This is a genomic window from Streptomyces sp. LBL, from assembly GCF_029893585.1.
Classification (GTDB): Bacteria; Actinomycetota; Actinomycetes; order Streptomycetales; family Streptomycetaceae; genus Streptomyces.
The window spans coordinates 20,116-39,805 of sequence record NZ_JARXYX010000039.1; the positions used below are offsets into that span (position 1 = coordinate 20,116).

Here is a 19,690-nt window from a genome sequence, read left to right on the forward strand (position 1 = left end):
CCCTGGACAGTCCGCCCCGCCCCTGGACCTGGCTGGCTATCGGCCGGCCCCTCCCTTGTGGCGTCCGTCCGCAGGTCAGCGCGCCGGGGGTGGGGAATCTCGGTGAGCAGGTCCGTCCCATCCCCGAGCACGGGGTGGGGAATTTCAACGAGCCCCATCAGGCACGCACTGTCGATTAGGGGCAGGTGGCGCAGCAGGGACGGCCCAATGCTGATGGGCCCGGGTAGGAGGCGCGCTCCAGGTGGGACTGACTCCGCCGCCACTCCCTGCACCCGTGCCCCGGCAGGCTGGCCGCGGGGACCTCCCCTTCGGATTCCCGCGGTAGCCGCTGGCCTCAGCTCAGAACAGACCGAACTGGCCGACGCGTTCGCGGGACTGCCGCTCCTCCTCGGCCCGCTGCTGCGCCTCGCCCTGCCGCAAGCGGGCCTTGAGCGGGGCCTGACGCGCTTCCTGGGCCGCTTTGCGGGCCTGTAGCTCCGCAGACGTCGCCCACCGCACCAACAGCTCGTTGTCGGCGAGTCCGGGTGCCTCGCCGTCGACGTGGCACTTCACGTACGGCTGCTCCAGCCGGTGACGGACCTCGCGCATGGTGGTGAACCAGTCCGGGCCGTACGCGCCGACGATGACGAGCAGCGTGCGGGTGTCGTCGATGTGCTGTCGGGCGGAGAACCCGTCGGTCTCGTGCTGGGCGGGGTGGCCGGCCTTCTGCGTGGCCTCGCCGAGTTCGAGGTCGACGAGCCCACCTTCGACGAGGTGACGGCGGATCGTGCTGACGCGGGTGGGACGGGACATGGGGCGGTTCCTTCCTTCGGGACGGGGCCGGTGCTCTCCGGCCCCAGGTACAGACGGGCGCGCCGCCCACGACGCCGCTCCCGGGGGTTGGGGCGGGCCGTGGACGGCGCGGCGGTGCCTACTTTTGTGCGCGGGCCTCAAGGACGGCGGGAGCCCGCCGCACGGCCTCCTGCGCCATGGCCCGCACCATGCGGATGCCAAGGACGTCAGCGACCTGGCGAATGGTGGAGTCGGCGAACATGCCCAGCTCCGGCCAGTCGGCCTTGCACGCGGCGATCTGCTCGTCGGTGAGGCGGTCGATGGTCCACGCCGACGGGGCGGCGTTGTCGATGATCCGGCGCTTGGACAGCTCGGCGTCGATCGTGCCGAAGTACTCCACGATCTTCGCGGCGAGGTCGTCCCGCTCCTCCATCAGCTCGACGTCCCACGAGAGGCCCTTGCCCATGCGCTCGTCGGAGGCGTGCCGCGCGACGCTGGTCTTCCACGCCTCGGTGTTCGTCCGCAGGTTGGCGAGCGGGGTGTCCAGGTCGGGCTTCTGGTACATGGTGGTGTCCCTTCGTTCGGGTCGGTGGCGGGGTGCTCTCCCCGCCGGTGGGCCCGGGGCGCCCGTGGTGGACGCCCCGGAAGACTGGAGGATCAGGCGGTCAGCGTCAGGAGCTGCCGGTGATCGGGGAGGGAGTTCAGCAGGCGGTTCCGCCACGCCAGGGCGTACCGCGGGCAGTTGCCGCAGTGCTTGTGCGTGCACCCGGGCATCGGGGCCCGCTTGGTCGCGTTGAGGCTCCACGCGAGGGAGTCTGAGGAGTAGAGCAGGTGGGCGGCCTCACGGAGACCGGTGACCTTGAAGCCGAACCCGTGGAGGCGGATGCCCATGCTCCACAGGGTCTCGATGATCCGTACCGCTTCGTCCGTGGTCTGCCGACGGCACACGGAGCCGATGCCGACGACCGTCTCAAGGGTGAGGTCCACACCGGCCCGCTCGTACAGGTCCATGCAGCGCAGGTAGTCGTCGAGGGTGAAGCCCTGGAGGACGGGCATCCACGGGAGATCCGCGTCCAGCGTCATGAGATTGAGGAAGGACGCCACGGTCTTGTACTGGTGGAGCTCCACCGTCAGGCCGGTCTTCGCCAGGATCTCGTCCTCGCACATCCAGTCCTGGATGGCACAGACGTCCATCATGGAAATCTCGTCGTAGTACCGGCGCGCGGCCGCGGCGTACTCGTACGGGGTGACGGTCCACTGGCCGTACTTCGACAGCTCCGTGAAGCCGCCGGAGTCCAGCATCCACGGGGTGACAGCGCGCGGCAGGGTCTTGCGGCCGGAGAGACGGTGATTCGAGACGCAGAGCGGGACGCAGTCCTCGCCGAACTCCGGGCGGGCGAGCCACGACGGCTGATGCGTGCCCAGGTAGGTCACGCGGTCGACGTCGTCGAACGAGCGGCATCCGGGGTTCTTCGGGGCGGCTGGTCGCATGGCTGCACTGTTCTCGGCGGGTGCCGGAAGGTCGAAGAGGACGGCAGAAGACACGCGAGTTTCCTTCGTTCGGGACTCGTTGGCGGTGCTCTCCGCCAACACCTCAGATAGTACAGCAATGAGACGCGCATGGAAGGGGGACCCGCAGAAAAGCGGGGACCACCCGACCGGGCGGCCCCCGCAGCACTCCCACGGCGCTCAGCTCTCCTCGGCGCCGACCTGCTGGTGCGCCTGCACCTTGCGGACCAGGTTGGCCATCTGCCACGGCGCCAGCCCCAGCTGGGCCAGGGTCGCCATGAACCCGCCGAGGGCTTGCAGCTCGGGTCTCTTCTCCAGCTCCGCCGCGATCTGCTCCTCGGACAGCTCCCGGCTGATCCCCCACTCCCTCGGTGCACGACGGTCGGCCGTCGCCCGCTCGTCGAACTCGGTGAACCGCTCTGCCAGTTCGTAGCCCGCGGTCGCGCGCTCCTCGATGGCCTTCACCTGCTCCCAGGTCTCCGCGCGGGGCGTCATCGGCTTCACCACTGCGGCGGCGAGCCCGCGCAGCGCCGCAAGCCCGTCGTCCAGGGTTGGCTCGGGCGTCCTGTCGGTCATCGTCTTCCTTCGGTCGTCGGATCGGTCGGGCACGGTGGCCATGGGGACTTGGGGCGCGGGCCGGATCTGCTCGGCCGGCGCGGGCCGCTCCGCGCTCTCGGCGTAGCTCAGGCGAGCGCCCCTCGGCAGCACACGCACGGTGCCGTCGGCGAGCGGCCAGCCGAGGATCTGCACCGGCCGGGCGGTCTCCCCCTCCCGCTTCCACATCGCCCACGAGCCGACAGGGTGGCGCTTGGCGAACTCGGGAGCTGTCAGCGGCATGCCGACCAGTCTCCGGCCGCGCTCGGTGATGCGCAGGGAGTTTCCGCGCTCCCAGCGGTCAGCGACGGGCAGGGGGCGGCCGTCACTGTCCTGGAGGACGGCAAGACCGTCGCGGACCAGGGCGAGCATGTCGCTGTGCCCGGTCGTGCCCGGCAAGCGGCCCGTCTCGGGGTTGGCCCGCGCCAGGAGGGAGAACCGGCCCAGCGGGGCAACGGCGGCACGCCCCTCGGCGGTGAGGAACCGGCCCCCGGCCGCCACGTCGGTGCGGGCCCAGGACTCCGAGATGCCGTTGAGCACGCGCTGATTGGCGACATCAGGCAGTCGGCCGTCCGCGTCGACGGCGGCAAGCATGACGCGGCGCTGCCCCAGCGTGAGCTTGTCGGTGGTGTAGGCAGTGGTGGTGAACACGGACACGGGATCTTCTCCGGAAGTCGGTGGGTGTGCAGGGGGTCAGGACGCGAGGGCCAGGCGCTCGCGGAGGAGGTCACGGCGGCCCAGGTACATGGCGGTCGTCGACTTGCCGACGAAGCCGGCCATCGCCGTCCCGGCCGGCGGCCGCCGCACGGGTCCCAACTCCTTCTCCAGCTCGGCGGCGCGGCGGATGATCTCGGCCATGGACAAGCCGTGCTTGAAGTCGGCGCCGACTTGGACTTCCATGTCCGCGTACTCGGCGGCTTCTTCGGGCGCAGCCGCGCGGCGAGCACCACGTCGGCCTCACACCCGAGGACACAGAAACTGCAGCTCAGGCGGTGCATGCCCCAGTCGTACGCCTCGTGGTACGGCAGGCCGGAGCGGGCGATCTCCCGCCAGACCGCGGCGTCGCTCCATCCGTGGATCGGGCGCCAGACGGTGACGTGACGCTTGCCGTTGCTCGCGGAGCGGTCGATCTCCACCTCGGCGTGCTGGCGGCGAGCAATACTCGATTCCGCCAAATGCCTTCAGCGCATGAGTACAGACAGTGACCGCCGTGGGGATTGCCATCAGGCCTTGCCGATCTGCGCAGACTGGTGATCACGCCTAGCGTGGAGGTGTAGGGGATAGCGCAAGAGGCGCGAGCGGTGGTGTGTTGCGTAGTACTGCCGAAGGGTGCCGATTTTCGCCCCGAGGCCGAGGTGGTCGCGCGCTTCAGCCGCTCTCTCGCCGACCCGTCCGACCGACTAATCCTCGATGGAAGAGACGTTCTGATGGACACCGTCACCACCGTCACCATGCAAGCCGCACACTCCATCACAGCTGGCCAGGCGGTCCGCACCACAGGATCGCGCACCGTCACCCCTGCCGTCCAGAGCACCTCCGAAGTCGGGACGGTGCATACCCTTCCGTTCTTTGGGGTTGCTCTGCAGACGGTGGGTGTTGGGAACAAGGTCGACGTTCAAATAGGCGGTGTTCTCAGCGGCCTAGGCTCCGAAAAGCCTGGCGCGGTTGGCGTCAACAGTGCGGGAAAACTCGTCCGCGCTAAGGATAAAGCCTGCATCAGCGCTCCGAACTGGATCGGTGACTGTGATGCTTCGGGCACGGTGACAATTCGGCCCCGCCGCGACACGCGGCTGAACGTGCTCGACTTCGGAGCGGCAGGGGACGGCAAGGTCGACGACACGGACGCGCTCCAAGCTGCCCTGGACTGCGCAACGCGATTTGAAGCGGGCGAGCCGGTGCTCGAGGGTAAAGTGGTCTACCTTCCTCCGGGAGACTATCTGATTAGGAAACCTCTTGTCGTCAAGCACCATTGCATTCTGGAGGGAGCAGGGGGAACTGGGCTGGGCGTAACTGAAAATACTCGCATACTCGCAGATGTTGAAGCCGGAAATTTCGACCTCTCCGCTATCGGTCCAGTCGCAGGGGAGACCGTCTATTGCGCAATTGCCCTGGTGGGCGCTTGGACCTCCGGATCGGCTGTAGTGCCCTCTCGTGCTCGTGCGGACTATGCTGTGCTTCGCCAGTTCACCCTTGAGTCGTTCCCCGATCAAGGGATATTTGCCCCCGCCTTCTATCAGGCCCCGCAGATGGATGGCGTACGAATTCTGGCGCACGGCCCATTGATCGAGACGGTGGGTGTTTCTGGCTTCAGGCGTAACGGACTATCAGTAGATGGCCCTTTTGGGCAAGCCAATGCCAACCTCACGCAGATACGTGACTGCGTTCTCGATAACAATGGCCAACACGGGCTCGACATCGGCAGCCATGGCAACAGCGATGCCAATACCATGCTGATTATGAACGTTTCTGCCTCGACTAATGGCCGCGATGGAATTAATGACCATTCATTCTTGGGCTGCACCTTCGTCTCGTGTCATACTGCATCAAACCATCACCGAAACTACAGCTGCGATAACGTCGCTCCGAATTTCGCCACGTACATCGGCTGCTACGGCGAAGGCGATGCGCCATCGGTGTTCAATGGCAATGACAATATCGCTGTCATCGGAGGGGATATAGCCATTACTCCGGACTCGAAATATTGGGGTTTCGCCCCTGCCAGTAGTGGACCTTCTAGCCTTCGTGTGACAAACCACTATTCTGAAGTGCACCTGTATCCAGGCACGGGTGCGGGGCTCGGAATTCATATCGACAAGGGCGAGCTGCAGACGCCCGGGAACGGATTCAAATATAGAGCAATTCACGCCGGGCGCACTTATGGAGAACATCGCAGTCCCGTCGAGAGTCCGCCTAAAAGGTGGCCGGAAAAGGTCGGGGAGACGATGGAGGAGTTCGAGGGTTTGATATGGAGCTGTGAGGGTAAATATGAACGTCCAGTCTCAGCGTTCAATTACCTCGGAAGTTATGTGGATTCTATGATCATTCAGGATTACGGCTATGACAAGCCGGATATGGCAGACCAGAATCCCTTCTTCCGCACCCAGGTCTCGCCCACTACCGAGGTCAAGGGCAGGATTGAAACGTCCCTCACGAGCGGGACGGATCGCCACACGTACTATCAGAACTCGTACGAAAACGGGCCGGTTCCTGGTACGCTGCTGCTTCCGGATGCCTGGATCGGCGACTACTACTTCGGCGAGCGGCGAATCGGTGTTGTCTATAACGAATCTCCCTTCAAAGTGCCGCATAGCGACAGGAGCGTCGATTTCTACAGCCCGGGTGATCTGCTTCTCAATGCCACCGGAAGACCAACGGAGGAGCGCCAAGGTGGAGTCGGGTGGGCGGTGAAGGCCCTTTGTGGAAGGCGGCCAAAGGCTGATGGCTCTGACTGGGTTCCCAATCAGCACTACCGCATTGGGGAAGTTGTCAGGCCGGCGCAACCTAATGGCAGAGGCCACCTGTATCGGCTGACCGCCTACATCGGTGGCCCGACTTACCCGCTGCAGAAGGTCTCCGGTGAGCACGAGCCGGACTGGAGCAAGTCGGTTGGAGGCGTGACTTCCGACAACCACCTAAAATGGCAGACGCTCTATGACTTGGATGTTCCCGCAAATGCGTGGGTCATTGAACCGCTTCCTCAGCGCGCGAAAGGTCAGCCGGACTCGGCAGCGACGGACATTGCCGGGCTGAGGGAAGAGTTCAACGCACTTCTTGCCAAGATGAGAAAGGCGAATCTACTGGAATAAGCGGAGGCATGGTCGACGTGGCGACGGTGTCCGCCAGCATCGCCGACCACCGATCAAACAGCTGCCTGTTCCAGGCCGGTTCCCAGGGATACCCGCCGGCCATTGCCTGGACCTGGCGAGCGATCCGCGCTCTGGTGTTGACGGTGTCCCAGGACAGTCGGCGGGCCCGCTGGTGATCCGCAAATCCCTGCAGCGTCTTCTCGAAGACGGCCGCCTCGGGGAGGAGCATCGCCACGCCGGGCAGCACGTGCAGGGTCGCGACGCCGGGAACCGCCACCGATCTTCCCGAAGCTCCTCGACTCATCCATCACCCTCTGTGTCCGGCGCAGGGCCTCACCTTCGACGCGATGATGCGCTGCACGCAACACCGGTGCACTGAACACACCACTTTTGAGGGGATCGCAGGCCAAACCGCACACGACCCCAGCGGAGCGTGATAGAACTCGGCTCCAACGGGCACTGGCCGTCTTACTGGCCAGGAGGAACGCCGCAGAACTTTTGGTGCGCGCACCGCAACATTACTCGAAGAGCTTGGCCCGCGGCGCGGACTCGGCTGCCCGCTGCCCCATGCAGTTGAGGATGCGCACTGGGCGGCCCAGGTGCGACAGCTCCGCGGCGAGCTTGGTGAGCAGGGTCCAGATCGGCCCTCGCTTCACGTCACTCGTGCACCAGCGTGCTGCACTCGAAGGCCAAGCGGGCGCGACCTTGACCGTGGACGGGTCGAGGCCCGCCTCGGTCGCCTCGCGCTCCGCCTTCGCCTTCAACTTGCCGAAGCGGATCAGCACGCGCCCGAGGAGATCGGCGCCCTTGGCCTTCACCACCTCGAACCGGTGGACCCCGGCGAGACGGGCCTGCTCCTCGGCGAGGGCCTTCGTGCCGGCCCACTCGATGTCCCCCAGGTCCGCGGCAGCCAGGCGATGGTCTCGTACGTCGTCGGCCGCGCGAAGGCCCTCGGGATGCTGGACAAGGTGGTCGTTGGGGGGCGTGAGGCGGGCGGAGAGGGGCGGTACGGCCGGGGCGTTGTGGGCACCCCGGCCGGGCGGGCGGCTACCGGCGCTGCGGGCGGCCCATGCGCTCCTCACGCGGGAGCAGCGAGCGGTCGACCGGCGGGAAGGGCACCGGACGGCCGTACGCCGCGAAGCGGTACGCGGTCTCCCCCCGCTCCACCCGCGTCTTGAGCCACGGCATGGAACGACGCTCCCCGTACCGGTACGAGCGGGCGAGGCAGGCGCGGGCGGCACCGACGGTGGGGCTCGTTGACCGGATGCTGGCGGGGCGCGGGCGGCGGTCGGTCCAGTGGGGAGAGCGGGCCTTGCGGGCACGGTGGGCGCGGATCGTGGCGTGCATGGTGAAGTCCTCGAGGTCAGTGGGGCGGGCGGAGGGGCGGCGTTCGGCCGGGGCACAGTGGGAGCGCACCCCGGCCAGAGGGACTGCTACTCCCCGGGGGCGCGTCGATGTCGAGCGCCCGGAGGACGGCGTTCAAGATCGTCCCGGGGTCGGCTCCCTCCTCGCCGACGGCGCCTTCGATGGCGTGCCAGGCGGCGTGATGCTCGAGGGGCGTGAGCACTCGGCGGCCGGGCACCGTCTCGGCGGGCGGAGTGAGGATGAGACGCACCAGCCGGTATCCGTCGTACCGGTCGGTCTCCATGTACCGGTCCACTCTCCAGCCGCCGTCCTGGAACAGGTCGGCCCAGCGGGTCAGGACGCGTCCGCTCACCGCCCTTTCTGCCGCACGGACAGCGCGACTGGCCGGGGCCGGGGCGTCTTCGCGCAGGTACGTCAGGACCACCTCGCCGGTGAGCATGCGCGGGTCGAGGTAGGCGCCGCTCGCGACGCAGCGATGGCCCCGGAACGCCGCCAGGGGCGCACCGGCCGGCTCCAGTACGCGGATCGCGGCATCGACCTGGGGGGCGGTCAGGTTCTCGGCGAGAGAGCCGTAGACGATGGCGGTGGGGTGGTCGGCAGTGCTCATGATGTGGGTTCTCCCTTGTGCGGGGCGTATGGCGGTGGAGGTGGGCCCGGGGCGTGGGCGGCGCGCGCCCCGGGCCGGGGGGAGCTGCTACGCGGTGCGGGGCAGGCCGCGCAGCTCCCCCACGGGGGTCTCCAGCTCGGAGGTCCGCAGACGGCGGACGGCTACGCCGTTCTCCCGGCGGGACACGGGCCCGGCCTTCGGGTGGCGCTCGGCGGCGGCCCGCGCGGACGGGTCATCGGCGCCCTGGATACGGGCAACCTCGGCGCCGGTACGGTCGGTGACACTCCACCAGTCAGTGAGGTCCCCGGCGGGGGCGGCGGCCAGCTCGGGTATCGGCTGGAGGTCGACGAGCGGGACCCGGATGACCTTGCCGTTGTAACGGCCGCTGATCGCCTGAATCTTGCCTTCGGCGTCCGGGGCGCCCTTGAGGAGCACCACGTCCCGGTAGCCGGTTCCCCGGTCCTTGTCGTCCTGGGGCACGTACACGGCCGTCTCGGGCAGGCTCAGGGCGTCCGGGCCGATGGCGAGCGGGCCGACGTGGTGCACGGGCACGTAACGGGTGCTCTGGGTACTGACCACGAGGGCCTTGACCATGCCGTCCCGGCGGGGAACGCCCTGGATGGTGACCAGCTCCCGCGCCTTCACGGTGGGCGCGTCGTCCTGGAGCACGGCGAACCGCCCGGGGATGAACGACCAGTCACGCAGCGCCCGGACTCGGCGGGCGGCGTTGATGCCGTGGTGGGTGAGGCGGAAGTGCGTGAACCCGGGGTAGTCCCGGACGGTCGAGGCGAGTCGGCCGATCGCGGTGTACTCCTTCACCCACTGGCGGGCGTAGAACAGGTCCAGCGTGCGGCCGTTGGCGTCGCCCGGGATGCGGTGGCGCTCGGCGTCGAGCGCGGCCAGCAGGAGGCCGGCCTGATAGTCGGTGGGGACGGTGTTGATGCCGGTCTTGGTGCCCATGGCGGGGATCTCCTCGGTGAACATGCGGTGAGTTGGGGGAGGGTGCCGGGGCGCAGCGGTGAACGTCGCGCCCCGGCCGGCGAGGTGGCGCTACACGGTGCGGGGAAGGCCGCCGCGCAGCCGTACGTGATCGGTCACCGCGGCGTGTCCGGCCCGATGCACGTGCACTCCGCGCGTCGGGCGAGCAGCGTGCGTATCTCCGTCCAGGCGTCGTCACGCTCGCTCGTGAGGGCCTTGTGCCGGGCGTTGCGCTCCTCCGGGCGGGCGGCCCAGTAGCGAACCTCGGAGCGGGTGCCGGTCATCGAGCGCAGCGCGTTGTCGGCCTGCAATTGGGTCCGCTCGGCCCGGTAGATGCCGCGCGCGGTGATCCATGCGAAGCAGGTGGGGGCTTCGGGCTCCTGCATCCAGGAGCGGCGGCACTCCGGGTAGGTGGGGTGCTCGGCGGCAGCGGCGACGACGCTGGACATGTGGTTCCTCGGGAAGCGTGTGGCGAGTGGGGGTGGAGGCCGGGGCGCAACAGGTGCCACGCACGCCCCGGCGAGAGGGGACCGGACCGGTCAGATGACGTCGGTGACGTCGTAGAAGCTGGCCAGGCCGCGCGTGAACCGCTCCAGGGAGAGCGCCAGCGTCGGCTTCGCGAACTCGCCGCGCACGGCCTTCTCGTAGGACAGCTCCGCCAGGGCGCGCGTCCCGTGGTCACTCGCCCAGTAGCGCCGCACCGACCAGTAGTCGACGCCGTACCGGGTCTTCTGAGTGACGGGGTCGATGTACTCGACGCACCGGATGATCAGCAGCGCCGAACCGTCCGCGCTGTTGATGACGGACTCCCGCAGCGTCTTCCCGCCGAGGATGTTGAAGCGGTAGGCGTCGGCCTGTTCGCGCGGGGTGTCCGTGGGGGCCTCGGAATTGAGGACGGTGCGCATCTCCGCGAGATTCGCGGTGATCTGGGGCGCGGCCTCCATCACCAGGACAGCATTCATCAGCGGTGTTCCTTCCTTCGGGACGTTGGCGGTGCTCTCCGCCAACAAGGAAGACAGTACAGCAATGAGACGACCGAGGCTAGCAGTCCCTGTGGAAACACCACAGTTGACCTCCACGGGTCCCAGAGCTGCACTATCTGAGATTCGCGGGGGACTGCCGAAGGTGGTGACCGGTCAGGCTGCGGTGCCGTACCGCCCGGGGTCGTCCCTCCGTACGCCCGCCCGGACGGGAACGACAGACACCGGGACGGCCGCCCCCGGCTCGCTCGTCGTCGCGGTCCGCACGGACCGCACAGTGACGTCCTGGACGGCAAACAGCTCTCCCTGCTCCGGCTCCGCGGGCAGCATCCGGGCCAGGTGCGCGGCGACGTCCTCCTCCGGGGCCTCCGCCAGGTCGACCCCGCCGGCCTCCGCCCACACCTCGGCCGCCACGGCCCCGTACTGCTCCCACAGCGGCCGGGAGCTGTCACGCGTCTGGAAGTCCGGCACGCTTCCGCGCAGACCGCGCACCAGGGCGCTCAGGGCGTCCGCACGGAACTCGCGGGACCGCACGCGCATGGTGGACGCGTCCTCGTACTCCAAGTGCGGCTCAGCGGCCACGGAGCGCTTCCACACCCCGAACGCCCGGACAGCGCGGGTGGCGAGACCTTCCACGGCGTCCAACACCCGCGTCAGGGCCGCGAGGTACCGGGCCAGAGCACGCGGGGAGCCGTTGACGTGCAAGCGCCGCTCGTCCAACCCTCCGTGCCGCGCCCCGTTCCCCCAGTTCTCCTCATAGATCGACCACCGGGGGTTCACCTTGTACGGGCTCGACGCCTCCACGCCGTGGACGTCGGCCAGGTGCCACGCCACATGGTGGTGCTCGACGGCCCGACGCTTCGACGCCGCGGGGAAGTGCAGTTCCACCGTGAACCGGTCGGGGCCCGACTCGTACGGGCGGGGGATCTCTACGTACGCGCTCACGCGCTGGTTCCTTCCATCGGGACGGCGGAAGCTCTCCGCCGCAGGGAGGCCGGCCGCGGGACTGCGACCGGCACACTCAGGCGCCCAGCCGCGGCGCAGCAACCGGGCCAACAGGGACCGAAGGGACCGGACACGCCCGCGCCGCTCATACGCCCGGACCATCGCGGCGACGTCGGCCGGGTCCGGGGAGTTGCGCCACATCACCTTGATGACCAGGGCCTGGCGCAGCTCCCCCTGCGGGCGGTCCATCAGCAGCACCGCCCCGTACCGGTCGGACTTCCACAGCAGCCAGACGTGATCCGTCTCGGAACTGCGCTCGAACTCCCCGGTGCGGAGGGTCGGCGGCAGACCCAACAGGCGGGCGACCTCGTCGGCGAACGACTCGAACGTGTACGGCGACGGCGCGGCGGCGGGCAGGTGGGACTGGAGCCAGGACGGCAGAGGCATCGGGCTGGAACCTTCCTCGGAGCGACGACAGACCACGGCGGGCCGGACGCCTAGACAGCGGGCAACAGGGCAGACAGGCGGGGTTATGGGACTTCTGGGACCGTCCACGCGCGCGGGCGCGTAAGGGGGCTCGACGGCGCCGCCCGATCCGGCCGGGCGGCGCCGGGCTCGGTTCAGGGACGATGGTCGGTGACGTAGTAGACGGGGACGGAGATGCGGAACAGGCGGCCGAACATCTTGCGGAAGTTCTCGGCGGCGGCGTCGCGGCCGTCCCGCTTGCGGAACTTCACGAGGATCGGCGGGTGCGCGGTGATGTGCCCCATGGGCGAGTCCACCCCGGCCGTGATCGTCGCGGTGACGGTCCACCCGGTACCGGAGTCGCTACGGCAGTGCACGCGCACGCTGACCATGCCGGTCGCGATGGCGGACAGCTCCTCGGGTGTGCCCTCGACGGCGTTGTAAGCGAGGGCTGCCGCGCGGATGTCGGCGGCGGTCGCGGGCATGTCCGTGCCGTGCATCTGCTTGGCGTGCGGCTCGATGGCCAGGATGGCGGCACCGGCGCGTTGCACGGCGGCGCGGGCACGGTCCCATGCGGCGTTGCGGCCGGTGAGGCTCCGGGTGGTGCGCAGCGCTTCGCGGGCGTCGTCGATGTCGGCCTGCGCGTCGACGAGTTCGGCTTGGAGGTCGGTGGGGGCGGCCGGGCGCAGCGCCGTCAGGTGCGCGGCGAGGGTGTCCAACTCGCGGGGCGTGACGCCGAGTGAGGCGTAGGCGAAGGACTCGTACGCGGCCAGGGCAGTGAACAGGCGCGCGGTGTCGGGCGCGGCCGGTGCGGTCTCCTCGACGGCCGGGCGGCGCGGCTCACGCCAGAGGCGGATGGAGACCGGCTTGCAGTTCCACAGGCGGCGCGTCTGCTGACGGTGGGAGAGGCGGACGGAGATAGCTTTCGTCAGGACCGGGTCCCAGCCGCGCGGGTCGTCGTCGCCGCCCTCGGCGATCTCGTCGCGCAGTGCGTGCACCTCGTCGGTGGTCATGGCGTGGAGCTGTTCGCGGATGGCCCAGTACCGCTCATCCTCGGTGAAGATGACCCGGACGCTTTCGGACGCGGCGCGCTTGCGGATGATGCGGCGCACCATCTCCTTGTTGGCCTTGCCCTGCTCCTTGTCGGCGTCGCGGCTCATGACGGCGTCCACGAGGTCGTGAGTGATGACGTCGTGGTTCGCGCGGGAGGCAATGAAGATCTGCAGCGCCATCCAGTCGGCGCGCTCCGTGGCAGTGATCACGGCGGTGTTCCTTCGTTCGGGACGTCCCGGTTGCTCTCCGGGACTGGTGTGGTGGGGCGGTGCGGGTCTGTCAGGCGTTCTGCGAGCCCGTGACCTTGGCGTGGGCGTCGAAGCGGTCGATGGCGGTCACGTCGACGACGTTGAGGCAGTCGGCCAGCGCCCTGATGTCGTGCGCCTCACGGTCCTCGTCGTTCGGGGCGGGGTTGGTCGCGATGACCTTGCCGTCCTGGACGAGAGCGACGAACGGGCGGGGGGTCTTGTCGAGCGTGACCATGGTGTTCCTTCGTTCGGGATGGGGCCCGGTTACTCTCCGGGGCGGCGGGGTGAACCGCCCAAGAAGACAGTACAGCAATGCGACGATACGGCAATGGCGAACCCCCGAAAATCTGCAAATGCACAGATGAAACGGCACGCTCGTTCTCCCGTAAGTCTCATGGCTGTACTTTTCTGTGTCGGGTGTGTACGTTCTGGAGCCCCGCCACCCGGCGGCCCGGGGTCGAGCAACCCCGGGAGTCCCGAACGAAGGATCGCCACCATGCGCATGCCGCGCCTCCTCGCCCGTCGCCCCCGTCCCGCCGCGCTCCTGGCCGCTGGAGCCGCCGTGATCGCCCTCGGCACCCTAGGAACCCTCGGCGCCTCCGACGCCACCCCGACCGACTTCGCGACCGGCCCCACCAGCACGCAGGCGGACGTCGTGGAGGCGTACAACGACGGCTGGACCGACGGACGGGCCGACCTCATGGGCGACGACAACCGTGACGGCTACGTCGACGAGGACGAGAGCGGATGGGACTGCGCCACGATGAGCAACCGCCAGTGCGGCCCCGACCTTCCGCCGCAGTGCAAGGGGGAGGCCGAGTTCGCCGACCTTTGCGCGACGGTAGCCGGGCGCCCGGCGTACGCCTGGACGGACGTCGACGGCACCCCCCACACCGTGGCGGCCGGGCGGAAGCTGCTCGCCCGGCTCGACGCCATCCCGGGAACCGAGGAGTTCGCCGCCGCGCTGTTCGCCCTGGACACCCTGTGGGCACAGCACAACGAGGACTGAGCACCCGCTGAACCGGCCGGGGGGGCACTGCTCGCGCCCCCGGCCCCGGCCCCGGAACGGAGACCGCAGTGACCGCCGCCAAGCCCCCCGGACCCAACTGGCTGCGTATGGTGCCCGCCGACTTCGACCGCGACGCTTCGGACGCCCCGAACCCTGGAACCCGGCGCGTCCCCGCCGTCCCCGACGAGTGCGGCACCGTGCCGCTGTTCGGGGAGGACCCGACGACCGCGCACACCCCCGGCACCCGCATGCCGGCCCCGGCGTTCCCGGACCAGCCTGACACCCTCTTCTAGGCCATGCGAACGGTGCAGCCGCAAGACTCGGGGCGAACGTCGCACCCCTCGGCATATGGCTCACCGCCTGCGAGATCTTCGGTTCTTCCTAGGATCTTGTAGCGTCCGTAAGTCTTATTGCTGTACTATCAAGGGGTTGGCGGAGAGCACCGCCAACAAGTCCCGAACGAAGGATCATCACCATGGCTTCTGTCGCCGCCCGCCGCGTACTCCGTGACCGCGTCCGCGCCAACCGCGCCGCCTCCACACAGCGCCGCACCGTCGCCCAGGCCGCCCGCCGTGTCCGCACCGGCGCCCGCTCCCTGGCCACCCACATCATCGCCACCGGCGCCGACCGCAAGACCGTCGAAGGCGTCGCTGACGCCCTGCGCACCGTCGCGAAGAAGAAGGGCGTCAAGGGCCGCCGCGCCCGCATCCGCCGCTCCTTCAACGACGCCCGGAACGTCGTCAAGACCGTCTACCGCTACACCCGCGCCCAGGTCGCACAGATCGCCGCGCAGTACAAACCGCGCAAGGCCGAGTACAAGGCCGTCCGCGCCGCGCTGATCGCCGCCTGACCAGCCCCCAGACCGCCGGGGCGCGGCCATCCCCCGCCGCGCCCCGGCAACCCACCTCACCCTTCACACCCGTAGACGGAGACACCCATGCCCGCCACGCCCAACGCCCTCGCCGCCGCCCACCGCGCCCGCACCATCGCCACCATCGCCCGCACCCGCGCCGCCTCCCCCGCGCCCGTGCCGAACGCTGACGGCCGTACCGCCCTGATGGACATCGCCACCCTCCTCGACGACGCCGCCACGGCGCTGGAGACCGAGGACCCCGGCGCGTGGGACGGCATCGTCATCACGAACACGCTGCCCTTCGACACGTCGATCGCCCTGCACGCCGCCGACGACATCGCCGCCGCCAACCCGGCCATCGGCTTCCCGCCCCGCTTCACGCAGTACGTCACCGCCCCCGTGTACGGCAACGAGGTCGACCTGCCCCCGTCGCTGCTCCGCGGCGGCCCCGTGCTGATCGCCCGGGAAGGCGACCTGTTCGCCCGGCTCTTCGCGCTCCACGGCCACCTGCGGCTCATGCTCCCGGCCCGGGACACGACCGCGCTTCTGGAAGGGGTGTTCGCCCTGCACTGGAAGCACGCGCTCCTCGCCGCGTCCGCAGCGGTCGGCGCCGACCGCCCGTGCAACCGGCCCGCCGTCCCGTCCGCCGTCGAGATCCCGACCCCGGGCACTCCCATGGCGCTGCGCCGCGCCCACGAGGCGTACGGCCCGACCGTGACGTACGGGCTCAACGACCGGCGCCTGCCATGCCACGTCAGCGACCAGGGCGTCACGCACACGGCCGTCCGCATGGTGTCCCACCTCGGCGCCACCATCGCCGCCTGCGACGACCACCAGGACGCCGCCGCCATCGCCGCCCGGGAGCTGTACGGCTCCCTCGACTGAGCACCGCCCCTGCCGGGCGGACGCGACGCAAGCCGCGCCCGCCCGGCTTCCTCCCGGCGAGAGCAACGCCGGACACCCGAACGAAGGGACACCAATCGTGAACCTCCTTGCCATGCACACGCACGTCGCCACCGGCGGACAGCCGGAGGGCTGTACCTGTCCCCGAAGCGCGTGCGGCGGCTCCGAATCCGGGCCCGGAGTCCTCAACGACTGCACAGCCCACGGCACCATCGCCATCACCCACCACCACGCCTTCGACTGCCCGGCCCTCCCCGCCGACACCGACCTGTCCCGCCTGTGGCTCCTCGTCACCAAGTGGACCGAGACCGGCCCGGCCATCCTCCGCGCCTACCAGTTCGACCGCGTCTTCCTGGCCGACCTGCGCGGCAGTTCCACCCTGTGGGACGTCGCCGAGGGCAACACCGCCGAAGACGCCTCCCGCGCGTGGCAGGACCACATCGACGCCATGCGCGCCGACACTGCCCGCCGACAGGCCGCCGAGATCGCTGAGATGCAGCGCCGCCGACGGCTGCGGGAGCAGTCGCTCGCCGCACTGCGCCGCTCTGGCCAGCGCCGCGCCCACCAGATACTCGCCGCCCCCGACGTCGACGAGCCGTAGAGCGGTCGCGCTCCGGGGCCCGGACGTACGAGCCGCCCCGGGGCGCGACGCAAGCACCACCCGCATGACCTCATCTCCCGGCCGGAGAGCACCGCGCCGGAACGTCCCGAACGAAGGAACACCGCATGTCCCTGTCGACCACAGCGCCGACCGTCACGATCCCCGGAGCGTTCGGCGAGACCTTCACCGTCACGCCAGGCCGCATCGACGACGCTGCTCTCCGGGCGTTCAGGTCCGGCCAGTGCCACGCCCTCGCGCGTGCCGTCTCGGACACCACGGGGTGGCCCATGGCCCTGATCATCGACGCCGAGTGCGCGTACGACCCGGACCTGTGCGCCGACGACGACATAGCCGAAGGGCTGTGCACATGCCAGCTCCGGCACATCGTCGTCGTCCGCCCGGACGGACAGCACGTCGACATCACCGGCGCACACGCCCCGGGCACCGTGCCCGGCTACGAGGGCGCACCGGCCACGCCTCTGACCGAGGACCTGTGGCAGCACCTCCTCAACTCCGCGGACTGGCGGACGCCCGCTCTGCACGTCGCCCGCACGTTCGTCGCGCCGCTGATCGCCTCCCTGCCGTAGCCCTCCGCCGCCCGGCCGCGCCCCCGAACTGCTCCCCGGGGCGCGGCCCCCTCGAAAGGCCCTCGCCATGCCCCCGCCCGTCACTGCCCCCGCCCACCCCGTCTGCCCCGCCCAGACTCTCGCCGGACGCGTCGCCGCCCTCCTCCCGGAGCGGTCCGGTACACCGTGGACCGTCGAGCCCTGCACCGCATGGTGGACCGTCCGCTACCCCGCTGCTCGCCTCGTGCAGGGTGACCGCGCCCTGGTCCTGGTCGCCCGCACCTGGGACACGCAAATCGGCTGGCAGCTCCCCGACCGCGAACCGACCCGGCCCGACCTCCACCTCGAGAGCATGAGCCCGGCCGTGATCGCGCGTGAGGCGCTGCGCCTGGTCCTGCCCGTCCTCGACGACGAGGCCGCCGGGCACGCCGCGAAGGACGGCCCCCACGTGATGGGGCGGCTGGAGCTGCTGAACGAGATCGGGCACGCGATGCGCCTGCATGGCGCGGCGACGTACAACCGGATCGGCCTGCTCGTGAACTCGTCCACCCTGGCGTGGGGCGCGCCGTCCGGCGCCCGGTACTCCGTCACCCTCCACGGCACGAACCCCGTGGCCGACGTCCAGATACAGGGCCCAGTGCGCGCCGTCGAGAAGGCCGTGACCTACTTCCTGCCCCCGGCCGCCGATGAACGGCACGAGGTGCCTCGCGTCCGCGGACGTCTGCAGCGCCGCCTGGCCGCCGTTCTCGCCCGGCACGGGCAGGTCGAGCAGACCGAGCAGGGCGGACTCGCGTTCAGCACCGGCCCCGGCCCCGGGCCGTACGGGTACGCCACGCCCGCCCGCGACCCCCAGGCCCGCCAAAACCACACCCCCCGGGGGCCCGACGCCCTCCGGGGGGTGGGGGCGCACTCCGTTCCCCCCCGCCCCCCGCAGCTCGGCCGCTCACCCCCCCCGCGCCCCGCGGCCGGCCGGGGGGCGCACCCCACTGCTGGAAGGACACACCACCCGTGAGCACTGCCCCCCTGACCCCGATCTCCGCGTTCGAGGACGCACGGGCTTAGGCGCGCGCCGCCGCTGTCGTGATGCTGCCGCTCGTCGCCTACACGCTGCACGCCCAGTTCCCCACCGCGGCGTTCCTGGTCGTCACCCGGTCGGCCGACGAGGACGACTACGACGAGCTGAGCCTCGACTCCGTTCGGGACGCGGACGGCGGGATCGTGTGGGAATTCGCGCAGGACGGGCGCGGCACCGACCCGCTTCCGGCCGTCCCGGAGGACATCGCCGCCCTGTGGGGCTCGTACGACCCGCAGGACCCGGACGTCCTCCTGGAGCTGCTGCAGCGCGTGAAGGACACCGCCCCGTACGACTTCCTCCCGTTCCTGTCGCCCGAGGCGATGCAGGGCGACGAGGAGAACGCGGAGCGCACCCCGCTGGGCACTCCCCTCGTTCCAGCCGTCTGCCCGCTGCACAGCGACGAGTGCCCGCCGCAGGACCACGCCGAGCCGCCCGCGCCCCTCGACTGACCGGCCACCCCGGGCGCCGGTGTCACAGACCGGCGCCCCTGCCCGTTCCCTTCCACGCCCGGCACTGCTCGCCGGGCACGGCCCAACCCACTGGAGAGACCACGTGCCCAAGCCCGACCCGCAGCACGAGCCGGACTTCGTCGACGTCTACTCGAACCCGGACCTGATCGGTTCGGAGACGGGCGGCCCGGCCCGCATGGAGCAGCGCAACGGCCGAGTCTTGCGCTCCCGGCCGAAGCGCGAGCACCGGCCCGGCGAGGACCCGCTGCCCGACGAACGGCTGGCGGAGATCCGCGCCGCCGCGGACACGCCGGAGCTGCGCGAACTGCTCGGAGAGCTGGACCGCGTCCGCGCGCTACTGAGCACCACCCTGGAGGCGAACGGCACGCTCCTGGACAACTGGGCCCGGCTGGAGGGCGTGGCCCCGCACCCGTTCCTCGGTGTGTTCTGCCGAACGTGCCGCGCCGAGGTGCAGCCGGGCACGGAGGGGCCGCGGCACTCGCCCACCGTGATCAGGCGCGCCCTGTACGCGATGCACGAGGAGAATCGGTCGCCCCTGGACGCGGAAAGGCGATCCGGTGGCACGCCGAGGACCAGTGGGCGCGGCTGGTCGCCGAGGCCGGCCTCGGACCCAAGGGGTCCAACGCCGACGCCGAAGGCCCGCGGTGCGCGGTGTGCCTGACTCCGATCGCCGAGCACGCCGGGCGGTACTGCGAGCGCCCAGCCACCCGGTACTGCTGAGCGTGGCGCCCGGCCTCGTTCGTCTACAGGGGACCGGGCGTACCCGCCCGCGATAGTGCAGCCGCGAGACTTCCAGGACCTTTTTCCCTGACCACCCCTTCCATTCGTCTCATTGCTGTACTATATGGGGTGTTGGCGGAGAGCAGCCGCCGACAGTCCCGAACGAAGGAAC

Annotated in this window: 25 protein-coding genes; 10 read left to right on the forward strand and 15 right to left on the reverse strand. The window is 69.9% G+C overall.

Annotation, left to right across the window (positions count from 1 at the left end):
* Nucleotides 1-339: 339 nt before the first annotated feature.
* From M2271_RS35710 to M2271_RS35730, 5 genes are all read right to left on the reverse strand, one after another.
* The gene (locus M2271_RS35710; RefSeq protein WP_280891604.1) at nucleotides 340-792 is read right to left on the reverse strand and encodes a hypothetical protein; all 453 of its coding nucleotides are present in this window, start codon (nucleotides 790-792) and stop codon (nucleotides 340-342) included.
* Between the two features lie 118 nt (nucleotides 793-910).
* The gene (locus M2271_RS35715) at nucleotides 911-1,336 is read right to left on the reverse strand and encodes a hypothetical protein (RefSeq protein ID WP_280891605.1); all 426 of its coding nucleotides are present in this window, start codon (nucleotides 1,334-1,336) and stop codon (nucleotides 911-913) included.
* Nucleotides 1,337-1,428: 92 nt separating this feature from the next.
* Nucleotides 1,429-2,316, reverse strand: a complete 888-nt coding sequence (locus M2271_RS35720; protein ID WP_280891606.1) for a hypothetical protein — start codon at nucleotides 2,314-2,316, stop codon at nucleotides 1,429-1,431.
* 144 nt (nucleotides 2,317-2,460) lie between these two features.
* On the reverse strand, nucleotides 2,461-3,531 hold the full coding sequence (locus M2271_RS35725) for a hypothetical protein (RefSeq protein WP_280891607.1): 1,071 nt from the start codon (nucleotides 3,529-3,531) through the stop codon (nucleotides 2,461-2,463).
* A 36-nt stretch (nucleotides 3,532-3,567) separates the two neighbouring features.
* Nucleotides 3,568-3,774, reverse strand: a complete 207-nt coding sequence (locus tag M2271_RS35730) for a hypothetical protein (protein WP_280891608.1) — start codon at nucleotides 3,772-3,774, stop codon at nucleotides 3,568-3,570.
* Nucleotides 3,775-4,301: 527 nt separating this feature from the next.
* On the opposite strand from M2271_RS35730, the gene M2271_RS35735 reads away from it, so the two are divergent.
* Nucleotides 4,302-6,680: a glycosyl hydrolase family 28-related protein gene (locus M2271_RS35735; RefSeq protein WP_280891609.1), complete on the forward strand. Its 2,379-nt coding sequence runs from the start codon at nucleotides 4,302-4,304 to the stop codon at nucleotides 6,678-6,680.
* On the opposite strand, the gene M2271_RS35740 is transcribed toward M2271_RS35735, so the two are convergent.
* The 10 genes from M2271_RS35740 to M2271_RS35785 form a co-directional block, all read right to left on the reverse strand.
* Nucleotides 6,634-6,957, reverse strand: coding sequence for a hypothetical protein (locus M2271_RS35740; protein WP_280891610.1), 324 nt, complete (start codon nucleotides 6,955-6,957; stop codon nucleotides 6,634-6,636). The genes M2271_RS35735 and M2271_RS35740 overlap by 47 nt on opposite strands.
* 241 nt (nucleotides 6,958-7,198) lie before the next feature.
* Entirely contained in the window at nucleotides 7,199-7,762 is a 564-nt protein-coding gene (locus M2271_RS35745) for a hypothetical protein (RefSeq protein ID WP_280891611.1), read from the reverse strand.
* Nucleotides 7,728-8,027, reverse strand: coding sequence for a hypothetical protein (locus tag M2271_RS35750; RefSeq protein ID WP_280891612.1), 300 nt, complete (start codon nucleotides 8,025-8,027; stop codon nucleotides 7,728-7,730). The genes M2271_RS35745 and M2271_RS35750 overlap by 35 nt, the downstream gene beginning before the upstream one ends.
* A 16-nt stretch (nucleotides 8,028-8,043) precedes the next feature.
* Complete coding sequence (locus M2271_RS35755) at nucleotides 8,044-8,652, reverse strand: hypothetical protein (protein WP_280891613.1); 609 nt, start codon at nucleotides 8,650-8,652, stop codon at nucleotides 8,044-8,046.
* An 87-nt stretch (nucleotides 8,653-8,739) separates the two neighbouring features.
* The gene (locus tag M2271_RS35760) at nucleotides 8,740-9,636 is read right to left on the reverse strand and encodes a hypothetical protein (protein ID WP_280891614.1); all 897 of its coding nucleotides are present in this window, start codon (nucleotides 9,634-9,636) and stop codon (nucleotides 8,740-8,742) included.
* A 110-nt stretch (nucleotides 9,637-9,746) separates the two neighbouring features.
* Nucleotides 9,747-10,079 (reverse strand): hypothetical protein, encoded by a 333-nt coding sequence (locus M2271_RS35765; protein WP_280891615.1) that lies wholly within the window; start codon nucleotides 10,077-10,079, stop codon nucleotides 9,747-9,749.
* 90 nt (nucleotides 10,080-10,169) lie between these two features.
* Nucleotides 10,170-10,592, reverse strand: coding sequence for a hypothetical protein (locus M2271_RS35770; protein ID WP_280891616.1), 423 nt, complete (start codon nucleotides 10,590-10,592; stop codon nucleotides 10,170-10,172).
* Between the two features lie 174 nt (nucleotides 10,593-10,766).
* Nucleotides 10,767-12,002 carry a hypothetical protein gene (locus M2271_RS35775; RefSeq protein ID WP_280891617.1) on the reverse strand — a complete coding sequence of 412 codons (1,236 nt, stop codon included), beginning with the start codon at nucleotides 12,000-12,002 and terminating at the stop codon, nucleotides 10,767-10,769.
* Between the two features lie 173 nt (nucleotides 12,003-12,175).
* Nucleotides 12,176-13,282 (reverse strand): hypothetical protein, encoded by a 1,107-nt coding sequence (locus tag M2271_RS35780; protein ID WP_280891618.1) that lies wholly within the window; start codon nucleotides 13,280-13,282, stop codon nucleotides 12,176-12,178.
* 70 nt (nucleotides 13,283-13,352) lie between these two features.
* Nucleotides 13,353-13,556: a hypothetical protein gene (locus M2271_RS35785; protein ID WP_280891619.1), complete on the reverse strand. Its 204-nt coding sequence runs from the start codon at nucleotides 13,554-13,556 to the stop codon at nucleotides 13,353-13,355.
* Nucleotides 13,557-13,817: 261 nt separating this feature from the next.
* Between M2271_RS35785 and M2271_RS35790 the strand changes: the two genes are divergently transcribed.
* The 9 genes from M2271_RS35790 to M2271_RS35830 all read left to right on the forward strand — a co-directional run bounded on the left by M2271_RS35790 (nucleotide 13,818) and on the right by M2271_RS35830 (nucleotide 19,459).
* Nucleotides 13,818-14,330 (forward strand): hypothetical protein, encoded by a 513-nt coding sequence (locus M2271_RS35790; protein WP_280891620.1) that lies wholly within the window; start codon nucleotides 13,818-13,820, stop codon nucleotides 14,328-14,330.
* 68 nt (nucleotides 14,331-14,398) lie between these two features.
* On the forward strand, nucleotides 14,399-14,623 hold the full coding sequence (locus tag M2271_RS35795) for a hypothetical protein (RefSeq protein WP_348539223.1): 225 nt from the start codon (nucleotides 14,399-14,401) through the stop codon (nucleotides 14,621-14,623).
* 182 nt (nucleotides 14,624-14,805) lie between these two features.
* Complete coding sequence (locus M2271_RS35800; RefSeq protein ID WP_280891621.1) at nucleotides 14,806-15,180, forward strand: hypothetical protein; 375 nt, start codon at nucleotides 14,806-14,808, stop codon at nucleotides 15,178-15,180.
* An 87-nt stretch (nucleotides 15,181-15,267) separates the two neighbouring features.
* Nucleotides 15,268-16,068, forward strand: a complete 801-nt coding sequence (locus tag M2271_RS35805) for a hypothetical protein (RefSeq protein ID WP_280891622.1) — start codon at nucleotides 15,268-15,270, stop codon at nucleotides 16,066-16,068.
* Nucleotides 16,069-16,180: 112 nt separating this feature from the next.
* Entirely contained in the window at nucleotides 16,181-16,687 is a 507-nt protein-coding gene (locus M2271_RS35810; protein ID WP_280891624.1) for a hypothetical protein, read from the forward strand.
* A gap of 125 nt (nucleotides 16,688-16,812) precedes the next feature.
* Nucleotides 16,813-17,274, forward strand: a complete 462-nt coding sequence (locus tag M2271_RS35815; protein ID WP_280891625.1) for a hypothetical protein — start codon at nucleotides 16,813-16,815, stop codon at nucleotides 17,272-17,274.
* Between the two features lie 67 nt (nucleotides 17,275-17,341).
* Nucleotides 17,342-18,265: a hypothetical protein gene (locus tag M2271_RS35820; protein WP_280891626.1), complete on the forward strand. Its 924-nt coding sequence runs from the start codon at nucleotides 17,342-17,344 to the stop codon at nucleotides 18,263-18,265.
* A gap of 71 nt (nucleotides 18,266-18,336) precedes the next feature.
* Nucleotides 18,337-18,777, forward strand: coding sequence for a hypothetical protein (locus M2271_RS35825; RefSeq protein ID WP_280891627.1), 441 nt, complete (start codon nucleotides 18,337-18,339; stop codon nucleotides 18,775-18,777).
* A gap of 103 nt (nucleotides 18,778-18,880) precedes the next feature.
* Nucleotides 18,881-19,459 (forward strand): hypothetical protein, encoded by a 579-nt coding sequence (locus M2271_RS35830; protein WP_280891629.1) that lies wholly within the window; start codon nucleotides 18,881-18,883, stop codon nucleotides 19,457-19,459.
* The last annotated feature ends 231 nt before the right edge of the window (nucleotides 19,460-19,690 follow it).